The organism is Streptacidiphilus pinicola, assembly GCF_003258295.1.
Lineage (GTDB): Bacteria > Actinomycetota > Actinomycetes > Streptomycetales > Streptomycetaceae > Streptacidiphilus > Streptacidiphilus pinicola.
Genome location: NZ_QKYN01000041.1, coordinates 1 through 23,411, shown reverse-complemented (window position 1 = coordinate 23,411; position 23,411 = coordinate 1). Strand labels below are relative to the sequence as shown.

21 protein-coding genes and 1 pseudogene are annotated in these 23,411 nt (G+C 71.1%); 5 read left to right on the top strand and 17 right to left on the bottom strand.

Going from position 1 to position 23,411, the window contains the following annotated elements:
• Positions 1 to 21: 21 nt before the first annotated feature.
• Both DN069_RS11735 and DN069_RS11730 read right to left on the bottom strand, forming a co-directional pair.
• Positions 22 to 219 (bottom strand): hypothetical protein, encoded by a 198-nt coding sequence (locus tag DN069_RS11735; RefSeq protein ID WP_111500870.1) that lies wholly within the window; start codon positions 217 to 219, stop codon positions 22 to 24.
• Between the two features lie 246 nt (positions 220 to 465).
• Entirely contained in the window at positions 466 to 1,626 is a 1,161-nt protein-coding gene (locus DN069_RS11730; protein WP_111500869.1) for a PP2C family protein-serine/threonine phosphatase, read from the bottom strand.
• Between the two features lie 151 nt (positions 1,627 to 1,777).
• On the opposite strand from DN069_RS11730, the gene DN069_RS11725 reads away from it, so the two are divergent.
• Complete coding sequence (locus DN069_RS11725) at positions 1,778 to 2,317, top strand: hypothetical protein (RefSeq protein ID WP_111500868.1); 540 nt, start codon at positions 1,778 to 1,780, stop codon at positions 2,315 to 2,317.
• On the opposite strand, the pseudogene DN069_RS41480 reads toward DN069_RS11725, so the two are convergent.
• From DN069_RS41480 to DN069_RS11705, 4 genes and pseudogenes are all read right to left on the bottom strand, one after another.
• Positions 2,304 to 2,408, bottom strand: a pseudogene (locus tag DN069_RS41480) (DNA-binding response regulator); the annotation flags it as partial. The gene DN069_RS11725 and the pseudogene DN069_RS41480 overlap by 14 nt on opposite strands.
• 615 nt (positions 2,409 to 3,023) lie before the next feature.
• Positions 3,024 to 3,830: an Fpg/Nei family DNA glycosylase gene (locus DN069_RS11715; protein ID WP_111500867.1), complete on the bottom strand. Its 807-nt coding sequence runs from the start codon at positions 3,828 to 3,830 to the stop codon at positions 3,024 to 3,026.
• 11 nt (positions 3,831 to 3,841) lie between these two features.
• A complete protein-coding gene (locus DN069_RS11710; protein WP_111500866.1) occupies positions 3,842 to 4,327 on the bottom strand; it encodes a ribose-5-phosphate isomerase in 486 nt (161 codons plus the stop codon).
• Positions 4,328 to 4,363: 36 nt separating this feature from the next.
• The gene (locus tag DN069_RS11705) at positions 4,364 to 4,993 is read right to left on the bottom strand and encodes a biotin transporter BioY (RefSeq protein ID WP_111500865.1); all 630 of its coding nucleotides are present in this window, start codon (positions 4,991 to 4,993) and stop codon (positions 4,364 to 4,366) included.
• 263 nt (positions 4,994 to 5,256) lie between these two features.
• On the opposite strand from DN069_RS11705, the gene DN069_RS11700 reads away from it, so the two are divergent.
• The gene (locus tag DN069_RS11700; protein WP_111500864.1) at positions 5,257 to 6,669 is read left to right on the top strand and encodes an amino acid permease; all 1,413 of its coding nucleotides are present in this window, start codon (positions 5,257 to 5,259) and stop codon (positions 6,667 to 6,669) included.
• 93 nt (positions 6,670 to 6,762) lie between these two features.
• Here the strand turns inward: DN069_RS11700 and DN069_RS11695 are convergent, their stop codons facing one another.
• Entirely contained in the window at positions 6,763 to 7,410 is a 648-nt protein-coding gene (locus tag DN069_RS11695) for a DsbA family oxidoreductase (RefSeq protein ID WP_111500863.1), read from the bottom strand.
• Between the two features lie 185 nt (positions 7,411 to 7,595).
• On the opposite strand from DN069_RS11695, the gene pepN (DN069_RS11690) reads away from it, so the two are divergent.
• Positions 7,596 to 10,184, top strand: a complete 2,589-nt coding sequence (gene pepN / locus DN069_RS11690; protein ID WP_111500862.1) for an aminopeptidase N — start codon at positions 7,596 to 7,598, stop codon at positions 10,182 to 10,184.
• A gap of 125 nt (positions 10,185 to 10,309) precedes the next feature.
• On the top strand, positions 10,310 to 12,403 hold the full coding sequence (locus tag DN069_RS11685) for an outer membrane protein assembly factor BamB family protein (RefSeq protein ID WP_111500861.1): 2,094 nt from the start codon (positions 10,310 to 10,312) through the stop codon (positions 12,401 to 12,403).
• Positions 12,404 to 12,483: 80 nt separating this feature from the next.
• Here the strand turns inward: DN069_RS11685 and DN069_RS11680 are convergent, their stop codons facing one another.
• The 7 genes from DN069_RS11680 to DN069_RS11650 all read right to left on the bottom strand — a co-directional run bounded on the left by DN069_RS11680 (position 12,484) and on the right by DN069_RS11650 (position 18,535).
• The gene (locus DN069_RS11680) at positions 12,484 to 13,788 is read right to left on the bottom strand and encodes a S8 family serine peptidase (RefSeq protein WP_243639111.1); all 1,305 of its coding nucleotides are present in this window, start codon (positions 13,786 to 13,788) and stop codon (positions 12,484 to 12,486) included.
• 128 nt (positions 13,789 to 13,916) lie between these two features.
• Entirely contained in the window at positions 13,917 to 15,245 is a 1,329-nt protein-coding gene (locus DN069_RS11675; RefSeq protein ID WP_111500859.1) for a WXG100 family type VII secretion target, read from the bottom strand.
• Positions 15,245 to 15,568 (bottom strand): hypothetical protein, encoded by a 324-nt coding sequence (locus DN069_RS11670; protein ID WP_111500858.1) that lies wholly within the window; start codon positions 15,566 to 15,568, stop codon positions 15,245 to 15,247. Before DN069_RS11670 ends, DN069_RS11675 begins: the two co-directional genes overlap by 1 nt.
• A gap of 64 nt (positions 15,569 to 15,632) precedes the next feature.
• On the bottom strand, positions 15,633 to 16,280 hold the full coding sequence (locus DN069_RS11665; protein WP_111500857.1) for an alpha/beta hydrolase family protein: 648 nt from the start codon (positions 16,278 to 16,280) through the stop codon (positions 15,633 to 15,635).
• A gap of 9 nt (positions 16,281 to 16,289) precedes the next feature.
• Positions 16,290 to 16,988 carry a hypothetical protein gene (locus tag DN069_RS11660; RefSeq protein ID WP_111500856.1) on the bottom strand — a complete coding sequence of 233 codons (699 nt, stop codon included), beginning with the start codon at positions 16,986 to 16,988 and terminating at the stop codon, positions 16,290 to 16,292.
• Between the two features lie 2 nt (positions 16,989 to 16,990).
• Entirely contained in the window at positions 16,991 to 17,272 is a 282-nt protein-coding gene (locus tag DN069_RS11655; RefSeq protein WP_111500855.1) for a hypothetical protein, read from the bottom strand.
• 33 nt (positions 17,273 to 17,305) lie between these two features.
• A complete protein-coding gene (locus DN069_RS11650; RefSeq protein WP_111500854.1) occupies positions 17,306 to 18,535 on the bottom strand; it encodes a hypothetical protein in 1,230 nt (409 codons plus the stop codon).
• Positions 18,536 to 18,735: 200 nt separating this feature from the next.
• Here DN069_RS11650 and pepN (DN069_RS11645) point away from each other — a divergent pair, with 200 nt between their 5' ends.
• Positions 18,736 to 21,333 carry an aminopeptidase N gene (gene pepN, locus DN069_RS11645; RefSeq protein WP_111500853.1) on the top strand — a complete coding sequence of 866 codons (2,598 nt, stop codon included), beginning with the start codon at positions 18,736 to 18,738 and terminating at the stop codon, positions 21,331 to 21,333.
• 61 nt (positions 21,334 to 21,394) lie between these two features.
• On the opposite strand, the gene DN069_RS11640 is transcribed toward pepN (DN069_RS11645), so the two are convergent.
• The 3 genes from DN069_RS11640 to DN069_RS11635 all read right to left on the bottom strand — a co-directional run.
• Complete coding sequence (locus DN069_RS11640) at positions 21,395 to 21,919, bottom strand: RICIN domain-containing protein (protein ID WP_111500852.1); 525 nt, start codon at positions 21,917 to 21,919, stop codon at positions 21,395 to 21,397.
• Between the two features lie 162 nt (positions 21,920 to 22,081).
• Positions 22,082 to 22,237: a hypothetical protein gene (locus DN069_RS40005; RefSeq protein WP_165845471.1), complete on the bottom strand. Its 156-nt coding sequence runs from the start codon at positions 22,235 to 22,237 to the stop codon at positions 22,082 to 22,084.
• A 115-nt stretch (positions 22,238 to 22,352) separates the two neighbouring features.
• Positions 22,353 to 23,411, bottom strand: a 1,059-nt coding sequence (locus tag DN069_RS11635) for a 4-alpha-glucanotransferase (RefSeq protein WP_133259895.1), incomplete at its 5' end; no start/stop codon positions are given.

Here is a 23,411-nt window from a genome sequence, read left to right as displayed (position 1 = left end):
CTCTGACCGCTGCTCAGGTGGTCAGTGCGTGATCTGGTTGACCGTGTTGGCGATCTGGGTGAGGAAGGTCTGGATGGGGGCCGCCGCCGAAGTCTTCGCCAAGAAGAAGCCGAAGAGTATGGCCAGAACCGTGTAGCCCAGTTTCATGCTCTTGTTCCTGATGAACACGATGAGCAGAATCCCCAACAGGACCACAGCGGAGATGGAGAAGGTTGTCACGGGCCCCACTTCCTCGCTTCGAGCGTGACGACGGCTACGTCAACAGCTGAGGGACGCCCGGCGCCGGAGCCACACCGCGTCACCACGGCATCACCCCCAGCTCACGCTCGCCCGCTTAGTCAGTCTCTCCGGATCAACGGGCTCCGTAAAGCGGTTCTGGCTCACAGTGCACTGCCGGAGTGCACTATCAGCCGAGATTGTCCGAAGATCGTGTGACGGATGGTACAAGTGCGCCCTGGGATACGCCTATTCGCGCCAGAGGAGCAGGAGGGCGCGGTCGTCGCTGCGGTCCTTGGCGACGCGCTCGATCAGCCGCCAGGCGGAGCCGGCGAAGGCGCTGCCCACCAGGCGGTCGGCCTCTCCCATGAGGCGGTCCATGCCCTCGGAGAGGTCCCGGCCGGGTGCCTCGACCATGCCGTCCGTGCACAGCATCAGCACGTCGCCGTGGGCCAACACCCCGCGTACGCCCTCGAACTTGGCGCCGTCGTAGATGCCGAGCAGCGGGCCCTCGGCCTCCTTGGTCTCCCAACGGCCGGTGCCGTGCACCCGCTGCATGCCCGGCAGGTGGCCGGCCGACAGCAGCTCGTACTCGCCGGTGTCGAGGTCCAGCACCAGGTGCACGGCGCTGGCGAAGCCCTCCTCCCAACCCTGGCGCAGCAGGTAGCCGTTGGCGGCCGGGAGGAAGTCGTGCGGGGGCAGCGAACCGAGCAGTCCGCCGAACGCCCCGGAGAGCAGCAGGGCACGCGAGCCGGCGTCCATGCCCTTGCCGGAGACGTCCGCGAGCACCGCCTCCAGCACCCGCTTGCCGGTGCCGGTGCGGGCGGCCACGACGAAGTCGCCGGAGAAGGACTGGCCGCCGGCGGGCCGCAGCGCCATCTCGACGTACCAGCCGGCCGGGAGGGCCGGGATCCGGCTCTGCACCTTGAGCCGCTCGCGCAGGTCGAACAGCATCGAGCCGCCGCGCCGCCAGGGCACCCCGACGCGGCTGCGGAACTGCGCCAGCACCAGCCCGACGGCCGCGACCGCGCCGACCGTCAGCACACAGCCGGGTGTCACCCGCGCGGGGTCGCCGCTGCCGGACGGCCCGAGCAGCACGCCTTCGACGGCGAGGGCGGAGGCCGTGGCGGCGTAGAGCAGCACCAGACTGCTGGGGCGCAGCAGCAGCGCACCGGAGATCACCGGCAGCACCAGCGCCGTCGGCGGGAACCACATCGGCAGCGAGACGGTGGCCAACGTGAGCAACGGCACGAAAATCAGCAGCACGACGAAGGCGATCCAGTCGGCGCCGTCACCACGGAAGTAGTCGACGGCGGCCCGGCGCACCCCTCGCCAGGCCCGCAGCTGCGCCCGGCGCAGGCGGACCACAGGGGTGTCGTCCGGGTGTCCCCCGGCGTCGCGGCGTGCCATGTTCCGGAGACCCTACCGAGCGTCCCGGCCACCCGTCGACGTGTCGCGGATGCGCGCTGCAACGATCGCGCCAAATTGCGCGTGCCTCGCGCCCCCGCGGGTAGGTGGCCCTGATGACCGTTCCGCACCTGGTTCGGGATAGCGTCGGCGCATGTCTACCGCGACCGACCGGACGGCCCGTCCGGCACAGGTGAGGGCCGGCCTGCCGCTGCTGCTCGTGATCTCCGTCATCGGGCTGGGGCTGCTCGTGCTGGGCGGCTACCGCGGCGCGTACGCCGCCGGGCTGGCCGGGACGCCGGGGACGCTGACGGTGGTCTCCTGCGGGCAGCCCGCGGGCGTCGACGGTTGCGTCGGTGTGTTCCGTGCCACGGACGGGTCGGTGACCGACCCGGGGGCGTCCGTCGCGACCTCCGCGCGTCCGGCGGCGGGCAAGAAGCTGGACGTGGACCGCCGGGGAGCCGGGGACTACGGCCCGATCAGCCTCGCGCACTCGGTGGGCTGGCTCGCGCTGATCCTGTTCGCGCTGATGCTGACCTGCTCGCTGCCCTCCGCCCTGCTGGGCCGCCGCGCCGCCGACAGCCCACGCGCCGCACGGGCCGCGGGCCGGCTCGGGTTCGCGGTCTTCGCGCTGTGCACCGGCGCCGGCGTGTTCGGCCTGATGGCGCTGGTGCTCTCCTTCACCTCGTCGTAGCCCGACCGCCGGGGCTGACCAGGCCGGACTCGTAGGCCGCGATCACGAGTTGGGCGCGGTCGCGGGCGGCCAGCTTGGTCAGCCTCCGCGACTTCGGCCGCCGCGCGCTGCGCTGTCCGGTCCCGCAGCACGGCCGCGTAGCGACGCTGCTGCCCGACCACCAGGCCGAGCGCCCAGGCTGCGGCGGCGAGGCTGAGCTGCGCGAGCGCCGGCCCGGGACTGGAGAAGACCGCCCGGTGCGGTCGGAACGACAGATGCCCCGTCAGTCCGGTGGCCGCGATCGCCAACGTGCCGGCGAGCAGCCACGCGGACTCCCGCAGCGGCAGCCGCTGCGCCGCCAGGTACAGCACGAAGGCGAGCGCGACCAGCTGCAGCACGAAGATCGTCAGTGCCGTCGTCAGGGCCAGCAGCAACGCGCCCCAGATCAGCATCGGTTCCGGCCAGAGCCGCCGGGTGGCGATCGCGCCCGTGCCGAGCAGCACGGCGAGGGTGACGCTCCACGGCGGACCCTCCAGCATGCCTCGTCCCCGGAGGGAGACGAGGCACGCAAGGACGGCCACGGCGCAGTCGAGCGCGATCCGGTGGCGGGGTGTCAGCCGTCTGAGCAGGGGCGGTCGCGGGGGGTTCATGACCGAAACGGTAGACAGCTGCTCGTGCCCCCCGCGTCGGACCACGGTCCGACTCCCGACGTCGTACCTGGGTGCGCTCAGGCCTGGCAGCGGGGGCACCAGAAGAGGTTGCGGGCCGCGTGCTCCTCGGTGCGGACCTCCGTGCCGCAGACCAGGCAGGGTTGACCTGCGCGGCGGTAGACGTAGACCTCGCCGCCGTGGTCGTCGACGCGGGGCGGGCGGCCCATCGCCTCGGGCGTGTGCTCGGGACGGACGGTGTCGATGCGGTTCAGGCGGACGCCCTCGCGCATCAGCGGGCGCAGGTCGTCCCAGATCGCGTCCCATTCGGCGCGCCGCAGGCTGCGGCCCGCGCGGTGCGGGTCGATGCCCTGACGGAACAGCACCTCGGCGCGGTAGACGTTGCCGACGCCGGAGAGGACCTTCTGGTCCATCAGCAACGCGGCCACCGTGGTGCGGCTGCCGCTGATCCGCTTCCACGCGGCGTCGCCGGTCTCCTCCGCGCGCAGCGGGTCGGGGCCGAGCCGCGCCTCGACCTCCAGCTTCTCGCCGGGGGTGATCAGCGCGCACTTCGTGGGCCCGCGCAGGTCCGCGTGGGCGTCGTCGGTGGCGAGCCGCAGCCGGACCTGGCCGACCGGCTCGGGCACCGGGCCGTGGCCCCAGAAGACCTTGCCGTAGAGGCCGAGATGGATGTGCACCCAGCCGGCCCCGGCGAAGCCGAGGAAGAGGTGCTTGCCCTTGGCGTCGGTCCCGGTCAGCTCGCGGCCGTCCAACCGCGCCGCGGCCTCGGCGAACGGGCCCTGCGGACTGGAGACGCCAACAGCCTGGCCGCCGAACACCCGGTGGTATTCGGCGGCCAGTCGGTGGATGGTGTGACCCTCGGGCATCGGCTGCGGCGTCAGCCCTGCGGGTGGTGGGCCGGGACGGGCGGCAGCTCGCCGGTCATCTCGTACTCCGTCAGCATGTCGATGCGGCGGATGTGCCGCTCGCCCTCGGAGAACGGCGTGGCGAGGAAGGCCTCCAGGAAGGAGGTGGCGTCCTCGAGGCTGTGCATCCGGCCGCCGATGGAGACGACGTTGGCGTTGTTGTGCTCGCGGCCCAGCTTGGCCGTGTCCACGCTCCAGGCCAGCGCGGCGCGAACGCCCTTGACCTTGTTGGCGGCGATGGCCTCGCCGTTGCCGCTGCCGCCGATGACGACGCCGAGCGCCTCCGGGTCCGCGGCGGTGCGCTCGGCGGCCCGCAGGCAGAACGGCGGGTAGTCGTCGTCGGCGTCGTAGATGTGCGGGCCGCAGTCGATCGGCTCGTGCCCGGCCTCGGTCAGCCACTTCACGAAGTGCTGCTTGAGCTCGAAACCGGCGTGGTCGGATCCCAGGTAGACGCGCATGGCGCGATTATGTCAGCCCGGCCGCCGCCCGGCGCGTCAGCCCTCGTGCGAGCCCCGGCCCGCCGAGGCGGGGTGACCTGCGAGCCTCCAGGCGGCGGGCAGCAGACCCGTCGCGAGAGCGATCTTGACTGCGTCACCCAGCAGGAAGGGGTACAGGCCGGCCGAGGCGGCCTGCGACAGGTTGAGGTGCGCGGCGACCGCCAGCCACGGCACGCCGACGGCGTAGATGACGAGGTTGCCGAGCACCATCGCACCGGCCGTGCGCAGCGGGCTGCGGTCCGCGCCGCGGCGGGCCAGCGCGCCGACGAGGGCGCCCGCGACCACGAAGCCGACGGCATAGCCGATGCTGACGCTCAGTCCGGAGGCACCGCCCGCGAGCCACGGGACACCCGCCAGGCCGGCCAGCAGGTAGAGCGCCATCGACGCGGCGCCGCGGCGCGCGCCGAGCGCGGTGCCGACGAGCAGTGCGGCCAGCGTCTGTCCGGTCACCGGCACCGGCGAGCCGGGGATCGGCACGGACAGCTGGGCGGCGAGCCCGGTGAGCGCGGCACCCCCGAGGACCAGCGCGGCGTCGCGGACCAACGCGCGCCCGCGGGTCGCCCCGGCGGCGGGCAGCAGGTCGGCGAGGACGGCCCCGGGACGGACGATGGGTGCGGCGAGACTCACGGCGGGCTCCTGTGGGTGAGGGAGTGAACGATCGTGAACCTATCCGCCCGACGATCCGTCCGTTGTGCGTGCTTTCCACAAAACCGCAGATCAAGGCTTAGGCGAGCCCGACTGCGCGGCAACGGAGCGCAGTCGGCGCGCTGCGCTTGGTGATCCGGTCGTTCGCATGGTGACCGCGCGGGCCGGGTTCTCTGCGGACGCAGGCACCATTGCCCGAATACTGAGCACGCCGGTTCAGTATCCGAACACCACCCGCAGGACAGATGAGCACCACGACGTCACCTCAGCCCCCGCATTCGACCGCGCCGTCGACCGCGCCGCAGACCGAGCAGCCGCAGGCTGCGGGCCTCTCCCACGGCCTGCGGCCGCGGCACCTCTCGATGATCGCCCTCGGCGGCGTCATCGGCGCCGGCCTCTTCGTCGGCTCCGGCGCCGGCATCGCCGCCGCCGGGCCCGCCATCGTGCTGGCCTTCGCCGTCTCCGGCGTGCTCGTCATGCTCATCATGCGGATGCTCGGCGAGATGTCCGCCGCGCGCCCCGCCTCCGGCTCGTTCTCCGTGCACGCGGAGAAGGAGATCGGCGTCTGGGCCGGCTTCACCTCCGGCTGGCTCTTCTGGCTGCTGCTCTGCGTCGGCGTCTCCGCGGAGGCGACGGGCGCCGGCGGCATCATGACCAGCTGGCTGCCCGGCACGCCCACCTGGATGTGGGTCGCGCTCTTCATGACCTTCTTCTGCGTCAGCAACCTGGCCGCGGTGAAGAACTTCGGCGAGTTCGAGTTCTGGTTCGCCGCGATCAAGGTCGCCGCGATCGTCGGCTTCCTGGTGCTGGGCGTGTTGGCCGTCCTCGGCGTCATCGGCAAGGGCGCACCCGGCCTCACCAACCTGACCGGCCACGGCGGCTTCCTCCCCCACGGCGTCAACGGCCTGGTGACCGGCCTGCTCGCCTCCGTCTTCGCCTACGGCGGCCTGGAGACGGTCACCATCGCGGCGGCCGAGTCCAAGGACCCCGTCCGCAGCGTCGGCAGCGCGGTGCGCACCGCGATGTGGCGGATCGCCGTCTTCTACGTCGGCTCGATGGCCGTCATCGTCACCCTGCTGCCGTGGAACAACCCGTCCGTGGTGAAGCACGGTCCGTACGTCGAGACGCTCAGTCTCATCGGGGTGCCGGCGGCCGCGCAGATCATGAACGTGGTCGTCCTGATCGCCCTGCTGAGCGCGATGAACGCGAACATCTACGGCTCGTCACGGATGGCGTACTCCCTGGTCCAGCGCGGCCTCGGCCCGAAGGCGCTGGCGCGGGTGAGCGGCGGCGTGCCGCGGATCGCGGTGCTGGCGTCCTCGGCCTTCGGCTTCTTCGCGGTGCTGCTCAATTTCTGGTGGCCGACGACGGTCTTCGCCTGGTTGCTGAACGCCGTCGGCGCGGCGGTCCTGGTCGTCTGGGCCTTCGTCTGCGTCGCCCAGCTGCGGATGCGCCGGCGCTTGGAGCGCGAGGCGCCGGAGCGGCTCACCGTACGGGTGTGGGCCTTCCCGTACCTGACGTGGGTCGCCCTCGCGGGCGTCCTCGCCGTCCTCGCACTGATGCTGCTGAGCCACGGCAACCGCGTGCAGTTGGCGACGACACTGGGCGCGACGGCCGTCCTGGCCGTGCTGGGCCTGGCCTGGTCCCGCAAGCGGTAGGGGCGCGGGCAACCACCTGCGGCAGCTCAGCCCACGGTGGTCGCGCCCGCAAAGCGGGCACAGCCTCGCGCCCCTCCGTAGGGCAACTGACCGTCAGTCGAAGATCGGACCCTCGGTCCTGGTGCGCTTGATCTCGTAGAAGCCCGGGGTGGAGGCCACCAGGAGGGTGCCGTCCCAGAGGCGGGCCGCCGCCTCGCCCTTCGGGGCGGGGGTGACGACGGGGCCGAAGAAGGCGACGCGCTCGCCCGTCGTGCCGGGGACGGCGATGACGGGGGTGCCGACGTCCTCACCCACGAGGCTGATGCCTTCCTTGTGGGAGGCGCGCAGCGCGTCGTCGTACTCGGTGGAGTCCATCGCGTCCGCCAGCGACGTCGGCAGGCCGGCTTCCGTCAGCGCGGCCTCGATCGTGGCCCGGTCCCGCGGCTGGCCGCCGTTGTGGAAGCGGGTGCCCAGCGCGGTGTAGAGCGCGCCGAGGACCTCGTCCCCGTGCTCCTGCGCAGCAGCGATGCAGACGCGGACGGGGCCCCAGGCCTCCTCCATCAGCTTGGCGTAGTGCTCCGGCAGCTCGCGGCCCGAGTTGAGCACCGCGAGGCTCATCACGTGCCACTTGACCTTGACGGGGCGCTGCTTCTCGACCTCCAGCATCCAGCGGGACGTCATCCACGCCCACGGGCACAGCGGATCGAACCAGAAGTCTGCGGTGACGGGCGCTGCTGCTGCGTCTGCTGCGTCCACGGACATAAAACATGCTCCCTTGTCCTGCCTTGTCCTGGTCGGTCCAGGACCCGATTCCCCTCACCACGAACGTGCGGACCCACGTCGCCATTCCCAGCACCCCGCGCCGTGACAAGATGCGAGGACAAGCGATCCACGGTTCAGCGGCGCGACCACCCACACCGCGCCCCGTCTGCACGAGGAGTACCGACGTGCCCGGCACCAATCTCACCCGTGACGAGGCCCGCGAGCGGGCAGGCATCCTCGCGGTCGACGGGTATGCCGTCGAGCTCGACCTGCGCAGCGCGCTCGGCGACGGCGGCACCTTCCGCTCCCGGACGACCCTGCGGTTTCGCTGCTCCGAGCCGGGCGCGGACTCCTTCGCGGACCTGCTCGCCCCGCATGTCCGCACGGTCACCCTGAACGGACGCGAGCTCGACCCGGCCGAGGTCTTCGACGGCTCGCGGGTCGCGCTGCCGGGCCTGGCCGCCGAGAACGAGCTGGTCGTGGACGCCGACTGCGCCTACAGCCACACCGGCGAGGGCCTGCACCGATTCGTCGATCCGGTCGACGGCGAGGTGTACCTCTACACCCAGTACGAGCCGGCCGACGCGCGCCGCGTCTTCGCCAACTTCGAGCAGCCGGACCTGAAGGCGCCGTTCACGTTCACGGTGACCGCGCCCGCGCACTGGGAGGCGTTCTCCAACTCCGCCGCCACCGGCGCGCCGCAGCGCAACGAGGACCGGTCGCTGACCTGGTCGTTCGCGCCGACGCAGCGCATCTCCACCTACATCACCGCGATCGTCGCCGGCCCGTACCACGTGGACCGCGACCACTACACGCGCGAACTGCCGGACGGCACCACGCTGGAGATCCCGCTGGGCGCGCTCTGCCGCAAGTCGCTGGCGCAGTACTTCGACTCGGACGAGATCTTCACCGTCACCAAGCAGGGCCTGGACTTCTTCCACGAGGAGTTCGACTACCCGTACCCGTTCGGCAAGTACGACCAGGCCTTCGTGCCCGAGTACAACATCGGCGCGATGGAGAACCCGGGCTGCGTCACCTTCCGTGAGGAGTTCATCTACCGCTCCAAGGTGACCGAGGCCGCGTACGAGAGCCGGGCCAACGTCATCCTGCACGAGATGGCGCACATGTGGTTCGGCGACCTGGTCACCATGCAGTGGTGGGACGACCTGTGGCTGAAGGAGTCCTTCGCCGACTTCATGGGCGCGTTCTCGCAGGTGGCCGCGACCAAGTACCAGTCCGGCTGGATCACCTTCGCCAACCGCCGCAAGGCGTGGGCCTACCGCCAGGACCAGCTGCCCACCACGCACCCGATCACCGCGGACATCCGCGACCTCGAGGACGCCAAGCTCAACTTCGACGGCATCACCTACGCCAAGGGTGCGGCCGTGCTGAAGCAGCTCGTCGCGTACGTCGGCCGGGACGCCTTCTTCGAGGGCGCGCGCCGCTACTTCAAGCGCCACGCCTTCGGCAACACCACGCTGAACGACCTGCTCGTCGTGCTCGCCGAGACCAGCGGACGCGGGGACGAGGCGATGGCGGGCTGGTCGCGCGCCTGGCTGGAGACAGCGGGCGTGAACGCGCTCACCCCCGAGCTGACCGTGGACGCCGAGGGCCGGATCACCGACTTCGCGGTACTGCAGGACGCCGCCGAGGGCTACCCGACGCTGCGTCCGCACCGCGTCGCCGTCGGCCTGTACGAGCGGATGGAGGACGGCCGGCTGGTGCGCAGCAAGCGCGTCGAGCTGGACGTGCGCGCGGAGGCGCGCACGTCGGTCCCCGAGTTGGTCGGGCTGCCGCGCCCGGCCCTGGTGCTCGTCAACGACGACGACCTGACGTACTGCAAGATGCGCTTCGACGAGCAGTCACTGGAGACGCTGCGCACCGCGCTCGGCGACGTCCAGGACCCCCTGGCGCGTGCGCTGTGCTGGTCGGCCGTGTGGAACATGACGCGTGACGGCCTGATGCCGGCCCGCGACTACCTCGACCTGGTGGTGCGCTTCGCCGGTCGGGAGAGCGACATCGGCGTGCTGCAGCAGCAGCACGCCCAGGCCAAGCTGACGCTGGAGCAGTACGTCGCCCCCGAGGGGCGCGAGGCCGCGGCGCTGGCACTCGCCGAGGGCGCGCTGATCGAGCTGCGGGCGGCCGCGCCCGGCAGCGACCACCAGCTGGCGTGGGCGCGCTTCTTCGCGCAGGCCGCGCACGGCCCGTCCGACCTGCAGCTGGTCGGCGGGCTGCTGGCCGGCACCGCCCGGATCGACGGCCTCGACGTGGACCAGGAGCTGCGCTGGGCGCTGCTGCAGACCCTCGTCGCGGCGGGGCTGGCCGGGGACACCGAGCTGGCGGCGGAGCTGGAGCGCGACAACACCGCCAGCGGCAAGCGCCTGGAGACCGCGGCCCGGGCAGCCGCGCCCAACGCCGAGACGAAGGCCCGCACCTGGCACGTCGTCGTCGAGACGGACGAGCTGCCGAACGCCCTGCTGGAGGCGGAGATCGTCGGCTTCCAGCAGGCCTCGCAGCGCGAGCTCGTCGCCCCGTACGCGGAGCCGTACTTCGAGGTGCTGGAGAAGGTCTGGGCCGGGCGCTCGATCGAGATCGCCATGCGCATCGTCAACGGCCTCTTCCCGCGCCTCGTCAGCACGGACGCGACGCTGGCCCGGACGGACGTCTGGCTCGCCGAGCACGAGGACGCGGCCCCCGCGCTGCGCCGCCTCGTGCGCGAGTGCCGCGACGACCTCGCCCGCGCGCTGCGCGCGCAGGCCTGCGACGCGCGCTAGTCCCAACTTGCGGAGGGGTTTCGCCCCCGTCTGTCCGGCCCCGCTAGGCTGGCCGGTCGGGGGCGTGGCGCTGCATGCTCCCGCGTTGGCTGATCGTCAGTCGACGGTGGTGGAGAGGCGCGGGGATGACTGACCACAGTTCGGGCTCGGACGACAGAGACGACTACCGCCTGTCCGCGGGCACGCCGCAGGACGCGGTGCCGCCGGGCGCGCAGGCCGCGCAGGGCGGCGCGGGCACGGGGAACGGCGGCACGGACGGGCCGCCGCCGCAGCTCTCCGGGCAGCCGGGCTGGGCGTACTCGCCGACGGAGATGGCGGCGCCTCAGATCCCGCAGCCGGGTGGGCCGGGCGTCGGCTACTCCCCCACGGAGTTCGCCCCGCAGGTCCCGCAGGTCCCTCAGCCCGGCGGTGCGGGTGGGCCGGGCGTCGCATACTCGCCCACGGAGTTCGCTCCGCAGGTCCCTCAGCCGGGTGGCCCGGGCGTCGCGTACTCGCCCACGGAGTTCGCTCCGCAGGTCCCGCAGCCGTCAGCCGGTCAGACGCCGCAGCCCGGGTACGGCTACCCGCAGCCCCCACAGCCGGCGCAGCCGGCACAGGGCTACGGCTACCCCAGCCCGCAGGCCGCCGCTCCGGCTCCGGGCGACGGCGCGGCGCAGGCTCAGCCGTACCCGCTGCCGCCGATGGCCCAGCCGGTCCCCGGCCTCATGCAGCAACCGATGCAGCCGATGCCGGGACAGCCTTACGGTTCGGGGCAGGCGCCCTACGACCCGCAGCAAGCCGCCTACGCGCAGCAGCAGCAACCCTTCCCGCAGCAGGCCCCGTACGGGCCGCAGCCCGACGCCCAGGGCCAGTGGCCGCAGATGCCGCCGCTGCCGACGGAGGGTCAGCCCGGCTACCCCTACCCGGGCGCCTACCAGCAGCCGACCCCGCCGCGCAGCGGCCTCAGCCGCGGCGCGATCGGCGGCATCATCGCGGGCGCCGTCGCCCTCGCGATCGTCGCGGTGGTCGCGATTCTGCTCATCCCGGGTGGTGGCGGCAGCAACGGCGGTGGCGGCGGTGGCTCCGTGCCCACGCTGGCAGCCAGCTGGTCGGTCAAGGGCAAGACCACCGACCAGCAGGTCGGCACCTGGGTCACGGACAAGTACTTCGTCCGCGCCAGCTCGTCCGGCGTCCAGGCCTACAGCCTCACGGACGGTTCCGTGGCCTGGACGGCGCAGCCGCTCTCCGGCCCCGGCGTCCCCTGCGCGATGTCGCCCACGCTCTCCTCGTCCGGGATCGGCACGATCGGCTTCGGACCTGACACCACCAGTTGCACCACGCTCGTCGGCGTCGACACCCACACCGGCAAGACGCTGTGGTCGACCGCGCTGACCAACTCGACGCGGAGCATGGCGTCCGGCACGACGACGTTCATCGACGGCAGCGTCGGTGTCATCGTCAACGGCACCGTCCTGGGCGGCGTCGACCTGACGACGGGCAACGCCGTCTGGGGTTACAAGGCCCGCGGCCAGTACTGCGACGCGTACCCCTACGGCGGCGCGGGCGTCGTCCTCGTCGACGACTACTGCGCTGACGTCCAGCCCTCCTACACGCTGAGCGCGCTCGACGGGGCGACCGGCAAGCAGCTGTGGCAGAAGACCGAGACGGACAACGTCCAGTTCAACAGCGTGCTGAGCGGCTCGCCGCTGATCGCCACCACCGAGGACAGCGGAGACCCGGTCGCGCAGCGCTTCGACAGCTCCGGCAACGAGACCCCGATCTCGCTCACGGACAAGATCCAGCTCACGACGAACGGCAATCCCGGCACGCAGCTCCTCGGCTCGTCCGCGCTGCTGATCCCGACCAGCAACAGCAGCTCGAAGCCGGACGTCAGCGCGGTCAATCCGAGCACGGGTTCGCCCCTGTGGACCTACGACGGCACCACGCACGGCGGCGGCGCTCTCCTCCGCGACGCGACGCAGAGCGCCGCCTCGGGCGGCACGAGCGGGGGCAGCAACATCTACGCCATGTCGCTCGTCCCGGGCTACAGCTCGTCGAACGGCCCGACGGTCGTCTCCCTCGACCCCTCGACAGGCAAGCCGACCGACATCGCCCACCTCCCCGCCTCGGCCAACACCATCGAGTACGGCGAGGGCGAGGTCTACCTGCTGCCCAACCACGAGGTCCTGATCGCCTCCATGGACTTCATGAGCGGCAAGGTGATCCAGCTCTTCAAGTAGCCCGTCGGGGCGGCAACATGAGCGAGGGCTCCAGCGGGCATGGCCCGCTGGAGCCCTCGCTCATGTTCCGGCGCGTCGGGTTATCGACCCTGCTGGCCGCCGCCGTAGCCCTGCTGCGGCGGGTACTGCTGCGGGTTGGGCGCGCCACCGTAGGGGTTCTGCTGCTGCGGAGGCTGCTGGCCGTAAGGGCTGCCTCCCTGACCGTACTGACCCGTCGGCGGCTGGTACGCCTGCTGCGGCGGCTGCGCCTGCGGGTACGCCGGGTACGCCGGCTGCCCGCCACCGCCACCGTTCCCGCCGCCACCGCCACCACGACGACGGCTGCGGATCACGACCACGATGATGATCACGACGATCACGACGCCAGCGAGAACACCGAGGATGAGCCCCATCGAGCTGCCGCCGGAGGAGGAGCTGGAGGCGGTGGTGGTCGTGCTGGGCGCAGAGCTGCTGGTGCTTCCGCCGGTCGTTGAGGCAGAGCCGGCCGTCGCCTGCGGCAACGGTCCGGCAGCGGGGCCCGGGGCAACCGACATGTTGAGGTCAGGAGACGCGATCCCATAGCCCAGACCGGGGTCCGGGGCGGTGTGGCCCTTGGGCATAATCGCCGTCTTGATGATGTAGTTGACGATCTGCCCCGCAGTCAGATTCGGGTGAGCAGATCGGTAGAGCGCGGCGATGGCGGAGACGTAGGCACAGGCGAGGCTGGTCCCGTCGCCCATCCGGTACCCGGTGTCGCCGTCGGCGAGGACCTGAACCCCCGGGGCAACAACGGTGACCCCCCCGGTGTTCGAATTGCTCCAGAGCTTGGCGTTCTGGTCGACAGCGCCAACCTTGATAACTCCCGGATACGAGGCCGGGTACTGCGGCACGCTGACGCCGTCGTTCCCGGACGCCGCCACCAAGACGACGTTGTGCTCTTCGGCGTAGGCCATGTCCGCTTCGGTTACCGCATCGTTGTCCGGCCCACCGATGGACATGTTGATGACCTGCGCACCGTGGTCGACGGCCCAGCGGACGGCCTGGCCGGTGTAGTCAGTACCGGCGACCGCAAGGCCCGGACCGACCCCGACAGGGAGAATCTTCGCTCCAGGGGCAAGCCCCATGATGCCGTCCTCGCCGTTGGGACCGTGCCCGTGTCCGGCGATCAGGCTTGCGATGCCCGTTCCGTGATATTCGGGCGAATGATCGGTCTGACCATTACCGCCGAACTGGAAGTCCTTGCCAGGCAGCACCTGGCCCGTCAGGTCGACCTGGGTAGCCCGCACCCCGGAGTCAATGACGGCAACGATCACGCCCTTGCCAGTGCTCTTCGGCCAGACGGCATTCGTTGCCTGGTAGTCCTTGAGTGCCCACTGAGTGTTCCGGGCGTCGTCGGCGTGCGCCACGGGGGTCACGCCAACGACAAGGGCTCCAGCGAGCGCTGCCCCTCCCAAACTTCGCAGTGCTCGACTGAAGCCCATACCGTCACCCCGCTCGTCTAAGTTCGTTCGACGAGCAGGACACTACTTGACTCTCAGAACTCAATCACGCCCGGGTTGGACGCGCCCTTGTCGGTCCAGGTCTCCTCATCCTCGACCAGGTAGCCCGCGCGAGCCTTGCGCTCCTTCTTCTTCTTGTTGCCGGAACCCAGGCCGCCGGCACCGCCCATGCCCATGCCGCCCTCGCCCTCACCGGCGCCGGCACCTTCACCCTCGCCCAGGCCGGCCTTTTCCTTCAGGCCGCCTTCGCCCGAGCCGGTGCCCTTGCCGAGAGCGCCTGCGCCCAGACCGCTCATGCCGCCCATACCACCGGCGAGACCGCCACCGCCGAGGCCGCCACCGCCAGCACCGAGGCCGCCCAGACCGCCGGCACCACCGCCGCCGAACCCGCCGCCGCCACCGCCGACCCCGCTGTGCAGGCCGCCGACGCCGTCGAGCTTGCCGTGACCGATGGGCGTGACGGGGCCGCCGGTGTGAATCGGCCCAGGGTTGTGGATCGGGCCGGTGTGAATCGGCGTCGGGCCATGGATCGGGTTGATGTGGATGGGGTGCGGTTGCGGGTTGGTGCCGCCGCCGATCGGCTTGATGGGGACGTTGCCGCCACCGTTCGGGCCGGTGGGCGTGGGGCCGGTGGGACCGACCGGGTTGGGGTTCACGTTGCTCGGCGGCGGCGGCCAGACAGTGGAATGGTCCTGGGAGCCGGGCACATTCTTCATCTCGGAGGCAGACGCGTTGTACTGCGTACCCAACTGCTGCATGGCGACGACAGCCTGCTGGTGCACTCGCTCCCACGCGCTGAGCTGGCCGCCGTCCATCTGCACGGCCTGCTCCAGGCCGTACTTCAGTGCGTCCTGGTGGAACTGGGCGTCGCTGCCGCCCGTGTGCTCCAGCTTGTCCATGTTGCTCGGCGGGTGCGGGAAGTTGTCCAGGGTCTCGGACAGCGCGGTGCTCGCCGTGCTCATCGCGTTCTGGGCGATCGTGGCGTACGACGAGCCATTCGACAGGCTGGTGAGGAGGTCGTTCGCGTTCTGCCGGAAGGCATCCGCGCTCTGGCCGCTCCAGTGCCCCAACATGTTGGTGACGTGAGTCTTGAGCTCGTCGGCGGTTTCCGAGAGCATCGTGGAGATCGAGCCCCAGTGCTGGGAGACGGTCATCATCGCCGCAGGATCGGTCGACTCGATCATCTGCTTGAGGTTGTAGTAGCCCGGCACCTCCTCCCAGGCCGTGGTGCCCTGGCCGCCGGACTGGCCGCCGTTGGTCTGGTCGAGGTAGGTCTTCCAGTCCTTGTTGCCCTGAGCCTGCGAACTCTGCTGCGCCTTGTTCGAGTCCTGAGCGTCCTTGCGGTCCTGCTTCGCGTCAGCCATCAGGAAGCCGCTCCCCTCGAGAAGTCCTGGCTCGTCTGGGTGTCCTGCGCCGAGTACGAGTCGTGAGCCGCACCGGTCTTGTCGGTGAACTCCTGGATCATCGTCTGCAGCGTCTTGATCATGTGTGCGAGCTGCGTCTTCATGTTGTCGTGGGCGGTGTGCAGGTTTCCGGACTCGATGAACTGATCGCCACCGAGCTGCGTACGCGACAGGTTCGTCTGGTACTGCGCCTTCGCGTTCGTGTCGTCCATGCCGTCCGCGACACCCTGCAGTTTCTTGACGGTGTCCCGCAGGTAGTCCAGATCTACATCGTATCCACTCATCGAGTGCCTCCCCGTTATGGCTGACAGCCCGTACACATCATAGGGATGACCACGGACAAGGTCCCTACCGGATCTGCCCTTGCAGCCAATCCGAGACAGCACGGACGACTTCTGGCAACACGTCAGGTTCCAACTTCCTTACCGCAAAAGCATGGTTGCCCGCTTCGAGCCCCACAAGACGGTGCGTCCGACGCGGCAGCGCAGGGAACTCCGACGGGGCCCCGAAGGGGTCGCGGGCGCCCTGCACGACCAGCGTCGGGAGGCCGGATTCGAGCAGCTCATCGACTCGCGAACGCTCGGGCTTGCCCGGCGGGTGGAGCGGGAACGCCAGTGCGACGACGCCCGCCGCCCCCGACTGACTCCCCGTCCGGCACGCCACGCGTGCCCCCGCGCTGCGGCCGCCGACGAAGAGCGGCGTCGACTCCCCTACCGCGGCCCGCACATGGGCCACGACGGGGAGCCAGCCGACGTCCAGCGTCTTCGGCGCGGGCGCGAGCCGCTTGCCGGCCACCCGCCAGGGCTGTTCGACCAGCGCGACCGCCACCGCGTCGACCCCGGCCGCGATGGCCTGGAGGTCGGGAGCCTCGATGCCGCCGCCCGCGCCGTGGCCGAGCAGCAGCACACCGTGCTGCGCGCGGTCGCGACGGTGCCAGGTGACGCGGGCGTCGCCCGCTTCCGTGGGAACGAGATCAACGTGCGGAGCGGAGGGCATAAGCCCAGCTTAGAGCCCCTCGCGCCGCCGCTTCTCCTCCTGCATCCGGCGGTTCTCCGCTTTGTTCCTGTTGCGGAAGGGGTTGGTCGCCAGGGTGATCAGGCTCTGGCGCGGGTCCCCGTCCGAGGTGTCGTTGAAGCGCTCGACGAAGGCGAGGACCAGCAGCCGCGAGACGTTGGGGTCGTGCACGGCGACGTCGTACGTCGCCGTGACGCCCGCCCGGCGGACCAGCTCGAAGCCCGCCGATGTCGGCCCCGCGCAGCGGATGTGGGCCGAGAACATCTGGTCGTCCTGGCTCTGGTCTCCTCGGAAGCTGGACCAGACGAGGTCGTCGATCAACCCGAGCGCACCGCGCACCACGCGCTGCTTGCCCGTGAGGGCCTGCCGCTCGGGCTGGAGCGTGCCGAGGCCGTGCTGGACGATCGGGCCCTGCTGCATGCCCCGCTCCGGCGCCATCTTGCCGACGGTGCCGATCTCGACCTGCTGCGCGTCCCAGGCCTTGCCCATCTTGACGTAGCCGAGCAGCAGTTGCGGTTCGGCCACCGGGTGGACGTAGAACGGCCGGACGAACACGTCGTGCGGATAGTCCTTGTGCATCCGCACGATCGGCTCGGCGGAGCCGGCCGGGGTCACCAGGAAGGTGGTGTGGTCCCGGCCGTAGTCGGCGCGGACGGAGAAGGCGGTGAGCGACTGCAGGTCGAACGTCATGGTCAGTAGCCCGCCCTCGACCGGCGGCGGAAGTCGTCGACGCCGGTCTTGTGGATGTCCTTGATCAGGTGATCGATGTCCTCGACCTCCGCGCCCTCGCGCAGGCGCTGGAAGATCGAGCCGGCGAGCTGGCGCTGCTGCGGACTGCGGCCCTCGAGCAGCTCGCGGGACATGCGCTCGGCGACGGCCTCGCGGCGCTCGTCCGAGATGCCCTGCGCCGGCGGCTGCAGCGGCGGCGTGTTCATGCGGCGCGGCTCGGGGGCGTTGTTGCCGTAGGAGAACATGACGGCTCCTTTCAGGGAGAGGGTATCGGCCGACTACGCGGACGGAAGCATGGCGATGCGTCCGGCGCCGAGCACCGGGGACCAGCCGCCGTTCTTCTCGAAGTCGAAGCCCCGCTGCTCGACCTGGTCGATGAGGCTGCCGATCGACGGCATCGGCGCGGTGATGGCGGACCAGATCGACTGCACGGCCTTCTCGATGTCCTTCACGGCCGCCTCGATGGCATGGAAGGTCGTGATGATGATCCCGATCGAGTTGATGATCGCGCGGACGATCTTGTAGATCTTGTACAGCTTGTAGATGGAGAAGCCCACGGCGACGACATCGGCCACCGGGTCCTCCGGGCCGCCGCCGACGGCCTCGACCGCCGCGTCACCGGCCAGCATCTCGCCGGCCTGCTCGGCGAGGTCCTTGATCTCCTTCTCCACCAGGTCGATGATCGCCTTCACCGCCGCGCGGGCCAGGGGGATCATCGTGTCGTAGCCGATCTTGAACGCCTTGGAGACGTCCTTGGCGGCATCGCCGATGCCGCCGATGCCCATGGTCCACATGAACAGATACTGGTCGAACGCGCTGGCGGTGTCGCCCTTCCACTCGCTGCCGAGCTTCCACGAGGCCTTCCGCAGCGTGCCGGCCACGGTGTAGAGGCCGTCACCGAGCTCGTCGTAGGCGTCGGCGAGGTAGCGCAGCCGGCCGAACTCGCCCAGGATCGGGGTGACGATGAGGTCGTAGAGGCTCTCGCCCGTGCACCACTGGAACAGGTGGTTCGCCATCTTGACGTCCGGCGACTTCTTGACCGTCAGCATCGCGAGGGTCAGCGCGTGCGCCTGGTCCTCCTCCGCGCTGGGGGGCTCCTTGAACTGGACGGCTTCGTCCGTGAAGTTGCCGACCAGGCCCGCGCCCGGCAGGTCGCCGATGCCCAGGCCGCCGAGCGCGCCGCCGCCGAAGGCGACGGGGTAGAGCTTGCGCAGGTCCGCCGCGTTCGACTCGTCGGTGCGGGTGTACTCGGCGCTGGTCTCGTGGATCTTTCCGGATATCAGCTGCATGCCGCGCTGCGCCTGGGCCATCTTGCCGTCGAAGAACTGCGCGAGCTGCGGCACGACCTCGAGCATCGGCAGGAGTAGCAGGCCCTCGTCGAACCCCTGCGTGTTGCTGCACTGTCCGGCACCCCACTGCCCGCAGCTGCTCAGATGGTCGCCCTGGTGACCCACGAGGCCCTCGTAGGAGCTGAAATCGCCCGCCGAAGGTGCGCGGAACCCGTCCATGTACTTCCCCCATTCATACGCACGTACGGCCAAACACCCTACCGAGGGCGCATCCTCCGTCACCATCGGCCCGATGTGCAGGAAGCGTGGAAGGCGAACCGACCGACGCCCGGTGCGCACTGCGCGTAATGCACTCAGACAACGCCACCGGACGTGCAAAGATGCCAGCGAATAGACAGTCGACGAAGGAGTCACCCAGCGTGCCTGGCACCAACCTGACCCGTGAGGAGGCCCGCACCAGGGCAGCGCTCCTCCACGTGGACGCCTACGAGATCGAGCTCGACCTGAGCACGGCCGCGGAAGGCGGCACGTTCCGCTCCACCACCGTGGTGCGGTTCACCGCCGGCACGTCGGGCGCCTCCAGCTTCATCGACCTGGTCGCTCCCGCGGTGCGGGAGGTGACGCTGAACGGCGTCGCGCTCGACCCGGCCGAGGTGTTCGCGGACAGCCGGATCGCGCTGCCGGACCTCGCCGCCGAGAACGAGCTGCGGGTCGTCGCGGACTGCGCGTACAGCAGCTCCGGTGAGGGCCTGCACCGCTTCGTCGACCCGGTCGACCAGCAGACCTACCTCTACACGCAGTTCGAGGTGCCGGACGCGCGTCGCGTCTTCGCCTCGTTCGAGCAGCCGGACCTCAAGGCCACGTTCCAGTTCACGGTGGCGGCGCCGACGGGCTGGAAGGTCATCAGCAACGAGGTCTCCCCGGAGCCGGAGAAGGGCGCCGCCGAGGGCACCGAGGTGCACCGCTTCCCGGCCACCCCGCGCATCTCCACCTACATCACCGCGCTGATCGCCGGCCCGTACCACGGCGTCTTCAGCGAGTACGTGAGCCCGGACGGCGAGCAGCGTGTGCCGCTCGGCGTCTACTGCCGCCCGTCGCTCGCCCAGTACCTGGACGCGGACCACATCTTCGACGTGACGCGGCAGGGCTTCGACTACTTCCAGGACAAGTTCGACTTCGCCTACCCGTTCTCCAAGTACGACCAGCTGTTCGTGCCGGAGTTCAACGCGGGCGCGATGGAGAACGCGGGCGCGGTGACCATCCGCGACCAGTACGTCTTCCGCTCCAAGGTGACGGACGCCGCCTACGAGGGCCGCGCCACGACCATCCTGCACGAGCTCGCCCACATGTGGTTCGGCGACCTGGTCACCATGGAGTGGTGGAACGACCTCTGGCTGAACGAGTCGTTCGCGACCTTCGCGGAGACCGTCTGCCAGGCCGAGGCCGAGGGCACCCGCTGGCCGAACATCTGGACCACCTTCGCCAACCAGATGAAGACCTGGGCCTACCGCCAGGACCAGCTGCCGTCCACCCACCCGATCATGGCGGAGATCAACGACCTGGAGGACGTCCAGGTCAACTTCGACGGCATCACCTACGCCAAGGGCGCCTCGGTGCTCAAGCAGCTGGTCGCCTACGTCGGCCAGGACGCCTTCTTCGCGGGCGTGCAGGCGTACTTCAAGCGGCACGCCTGGGGCAACACCCGCCTCTCCGACCTGCTGACCGCGCTGGAGCTGACCTCCGGCCGCGACCTGAAGGCGTGGTCCAAGGCGTGGCTGGAGACGGCCGGCATCAACATCCTGCGCCCGGAGCTGGAGGTCGGCGCCGACGGCGTGATCACCTCCTTCGCCGTCCGCCAGGAGGCCCCGGCGCTGCCCGCCGGCGCGCGCGGCGAGGCCGTGCTGCGGCCGCACCGCATCGCCATCGGCCTGTACGAGCTGGAGGGCGATGCCCTCAAGCGCGTGGAGCGGATCGAACTCGACATCGAGGCCGCCGAGCTGACGGAGGTTCCGCAGCTGGTCGGCCGCGACCGTCCGGCCGTGGTGCTGCTCAACGACGACGACCTGTCCTACGCGAAGATCCGTCTGGACCCGTTCTCGCTGGCCAACGTCACCTCCCACATCGCCGACTTCGCCGAGTCGCTGCCGCGTGCGCTCTGCTGGGCCGCGGCCTGGGACATGACCCGCGACGGCGAGATGGCCACCCGCGACTACCTGGAGCTGGTGCTGCACGGCGTGGGCCGGGAGTCGGACATCGGCGTGGTGCAGTCGCTGCAGCGTCAGGCCAAGCTGGCGATCGAGCTCTACGCCGCGCCGGAGTGGCGCCCCACCGGCCGGGCCCAGTGGGCCGACGCGGCCGAGCAGCTGCTGCGCGCGTCCGATCCGAGCAGCGACCACCAGCTCGCCTGGGCCCGCGCGTTCGCCGCGTCGGCGTCCACGGAGGAGCACCTCGCGCTGCTGACCGGCCTGCTGGACGGCTCGGTCGAGATCGACGGCCTGGCCGTCGACACGGAGCTGCGCTGGGCGCTGCTGGAGCGCCTGTCCGCGACCGGCGTCGCCGACGAGGCCTCGGTGATGGAGGAGCTCGAGCGCGACCCCACCGCCGCGGGCGAGGCGCATGCGGCCACCTGCCGGGCGGCGCGCCCGACGGAGGCGGCCAAGGCCGCGGCGTGGGCCTCGGTGGTGGAGGCGGAGACGCTCACCAACACCGTGCAGGAGGCCGTGATCGGCGGCTTCGTCCAGACCGAGCAGGCGGACCTGCTGGCGCCCTACACGGCGAAGTACTTCGCCGCGATCAAGGGTGTCTTCGAGGAGCGCTCGCACGAGATGGGCCAGCAGATCATCGTCGGCCTCTACCCGACGATCCAGGTCTCGCAGGAGACCCTGGACGCGACGGACGCCTGGCTCGACGCGAACGCGCCGGCCCCGGCGCTGCGCCGCATGGTCGTCGAGTGCCGCAGCGGCGTCGAGCGCGCGCTCAGGGCGCAGGCGGCGGACCGGGCGGCCGCGAAGAAGTAGGTGACGGAGGTGGCGCCGGTGCCCGTGGGCACCGGCGCCACCTCGTGTCACGGACGCGGGATCAGTGCCAGGTCTGGTCCACGTAGTTGCCGCAGTAGAACTCGGTGACCGGGGTGGCGGGCGCGGTCTTGGCGGCGTCCACCGACAGGCACATGCCGCTCTGCTCGTTGACCATGGTGCCGCCGCCGGAGTACGGCACGACAGCCCACAGCTGGTTCGGGCTGCTGGTGCAGCGGTACTCGGCGAGGCGGGCCGCGGCCCAGTCGCCGGGCGCGCCCAGGCACAGGCCGCTGTACTTGTTCTGGATGCTCGCCCACTGGCCGACGTGCGTGTTGAACTGCACCCGGCGCCACTCACGGTCCGGGTTGCCGGTGCAGCCCTCGATGACGACGGGCGCGCCGGAGGTCTTCCGGCCGGAGACGCCCGCGCACATGCCGCTGTGGTTGTTCGTCAGCTGGTAGTACGTCCCGCTCGCCGCCAGCGGCAGCGGGGCGGCGCTGGCGCTCGTCCCGGAAACCGACGCCACCAGCGCCAGCCCGGCCGCACACCCCGTCAGCGCGAGCCCCGCCTTGCGGTTGATCTTCATGCTTCTCCCTCTCCCCCTGTTGCCGCCGGTCCGGCGGCGACAGAACACTACGGGCCGACCGAGATCGCCTGCACGGTTTTCTCCGCATCTGACAGGACCGCGGCACAGCCTGCCCGTTGGGCTGCGGGGGTGGGTCAGGAGCTGACAGTGGACCGGGACGGCTCACTTCCCGGACGCCCTCACTTCCCGATCGCGGTCAACACCTCGCGCCGCGTCGCGCAGGTCCCGGTACTCGTCGAGCGGGAGTCCGAAGCGCTCCGCGGTCGCATGGTCGGCGGCGAGGCCTTGCAGGAAGCGGAGTTGGGGCGTGCGGGCCATGGCGGACTCCTGGGCCTGAGGGCGGGCGACGCGGTCGCGGAAAGGGTCGCGCCGTCCGGGCCCCGCTCCGGCATGGGCAGGACGTCGCGCTCTCGGCCCAGGAGTTGACGTCATGTCAGTTCTCTTCGGGGCGCGCCTCCTGCATCACCGTCGCGAACTCGGCGGTCCGCTCGGCGGCGGCCAGCTGCTCCAGCGTGGCCGGCTTGCCGTTCGCATCGGCGATCGGGAGGCGCCAGTTGGGGTACTCCGAGGAGGTGCCCGGCAGGTTCTGCGGGCGGGGATCGCCCAGCACGTCCGGCAGCCAGACCCCGACCAGCTCGGCCGGCGTGCGCAGCAGGTAGCGGTGCAGGGCGGCGACGGCCTCCGGCAGGTGCCGGCCGTCCACGGGCTCCAGCAGGTCGGCGGCCGGGCCCTCCCCGTACGGGGGCACGGTCATCAGGCCCTCGCGGGCCAGCTCGCCCAGCCACTCCTCGCGCTCCTCGTCGTCCTCGGCCTGCTCCTCGGCGAGCGGCCGCGACAGCAGGCCGAGCCGGTGCCGCAGCTCGACGTGGTCGCCGCTGAGCCGCGACGCGGTCGGCGGCAGGTCGTGGGTGGTCAGCGTGGCCAGGCAGTCCGCGCGCCAGCGGTCCGGCGGCAACGGGGAGCCGCCGCCCTGCTCGGACCAGTCGCGTTCGAACCAGAGCACCGAGGTGCCCAGCACACCGCGCGCGGACAGCTGTTCACGCACGCCCGGCTCGACGGTGCCGAGGTCCTCGCCGATCACGATCGCGCCCGCGCGGTGCGCCTCCAGCGCGAGCACGCCCAGCATGGCCTCGTGGTCGTAGCGGACGTAGGTGCCCTCCGTCGGCGGGCGGCCCTCCGGCACCCACCAGAGCCGGAACAGGCCCATCACGTGGTCGACCCGCAGGCCGCCCGCGTGCCGCAGGTTGGCACGCAGCAGCTCCGCGTAGGGCGCGTAGCCGGCGTCGGCCAGCGCGTCGGGACGCCAGGGCGGCAGCCCCCAGTCCTGGCCGTGCGCGTTGAACGCGTCCGGCGGCGCGCCCGCGCTGATGCCCTCGGCGAGGCAGTGCTGCAGCGCCCAGGCGTCCGCGCCGTCCGGGTGGCAGCCGACGGCGAGGTCGTGGACCAGGCCGACCGGCATACCCGCGGCGCGGCCCGCCTCCTGCGCGGCGGC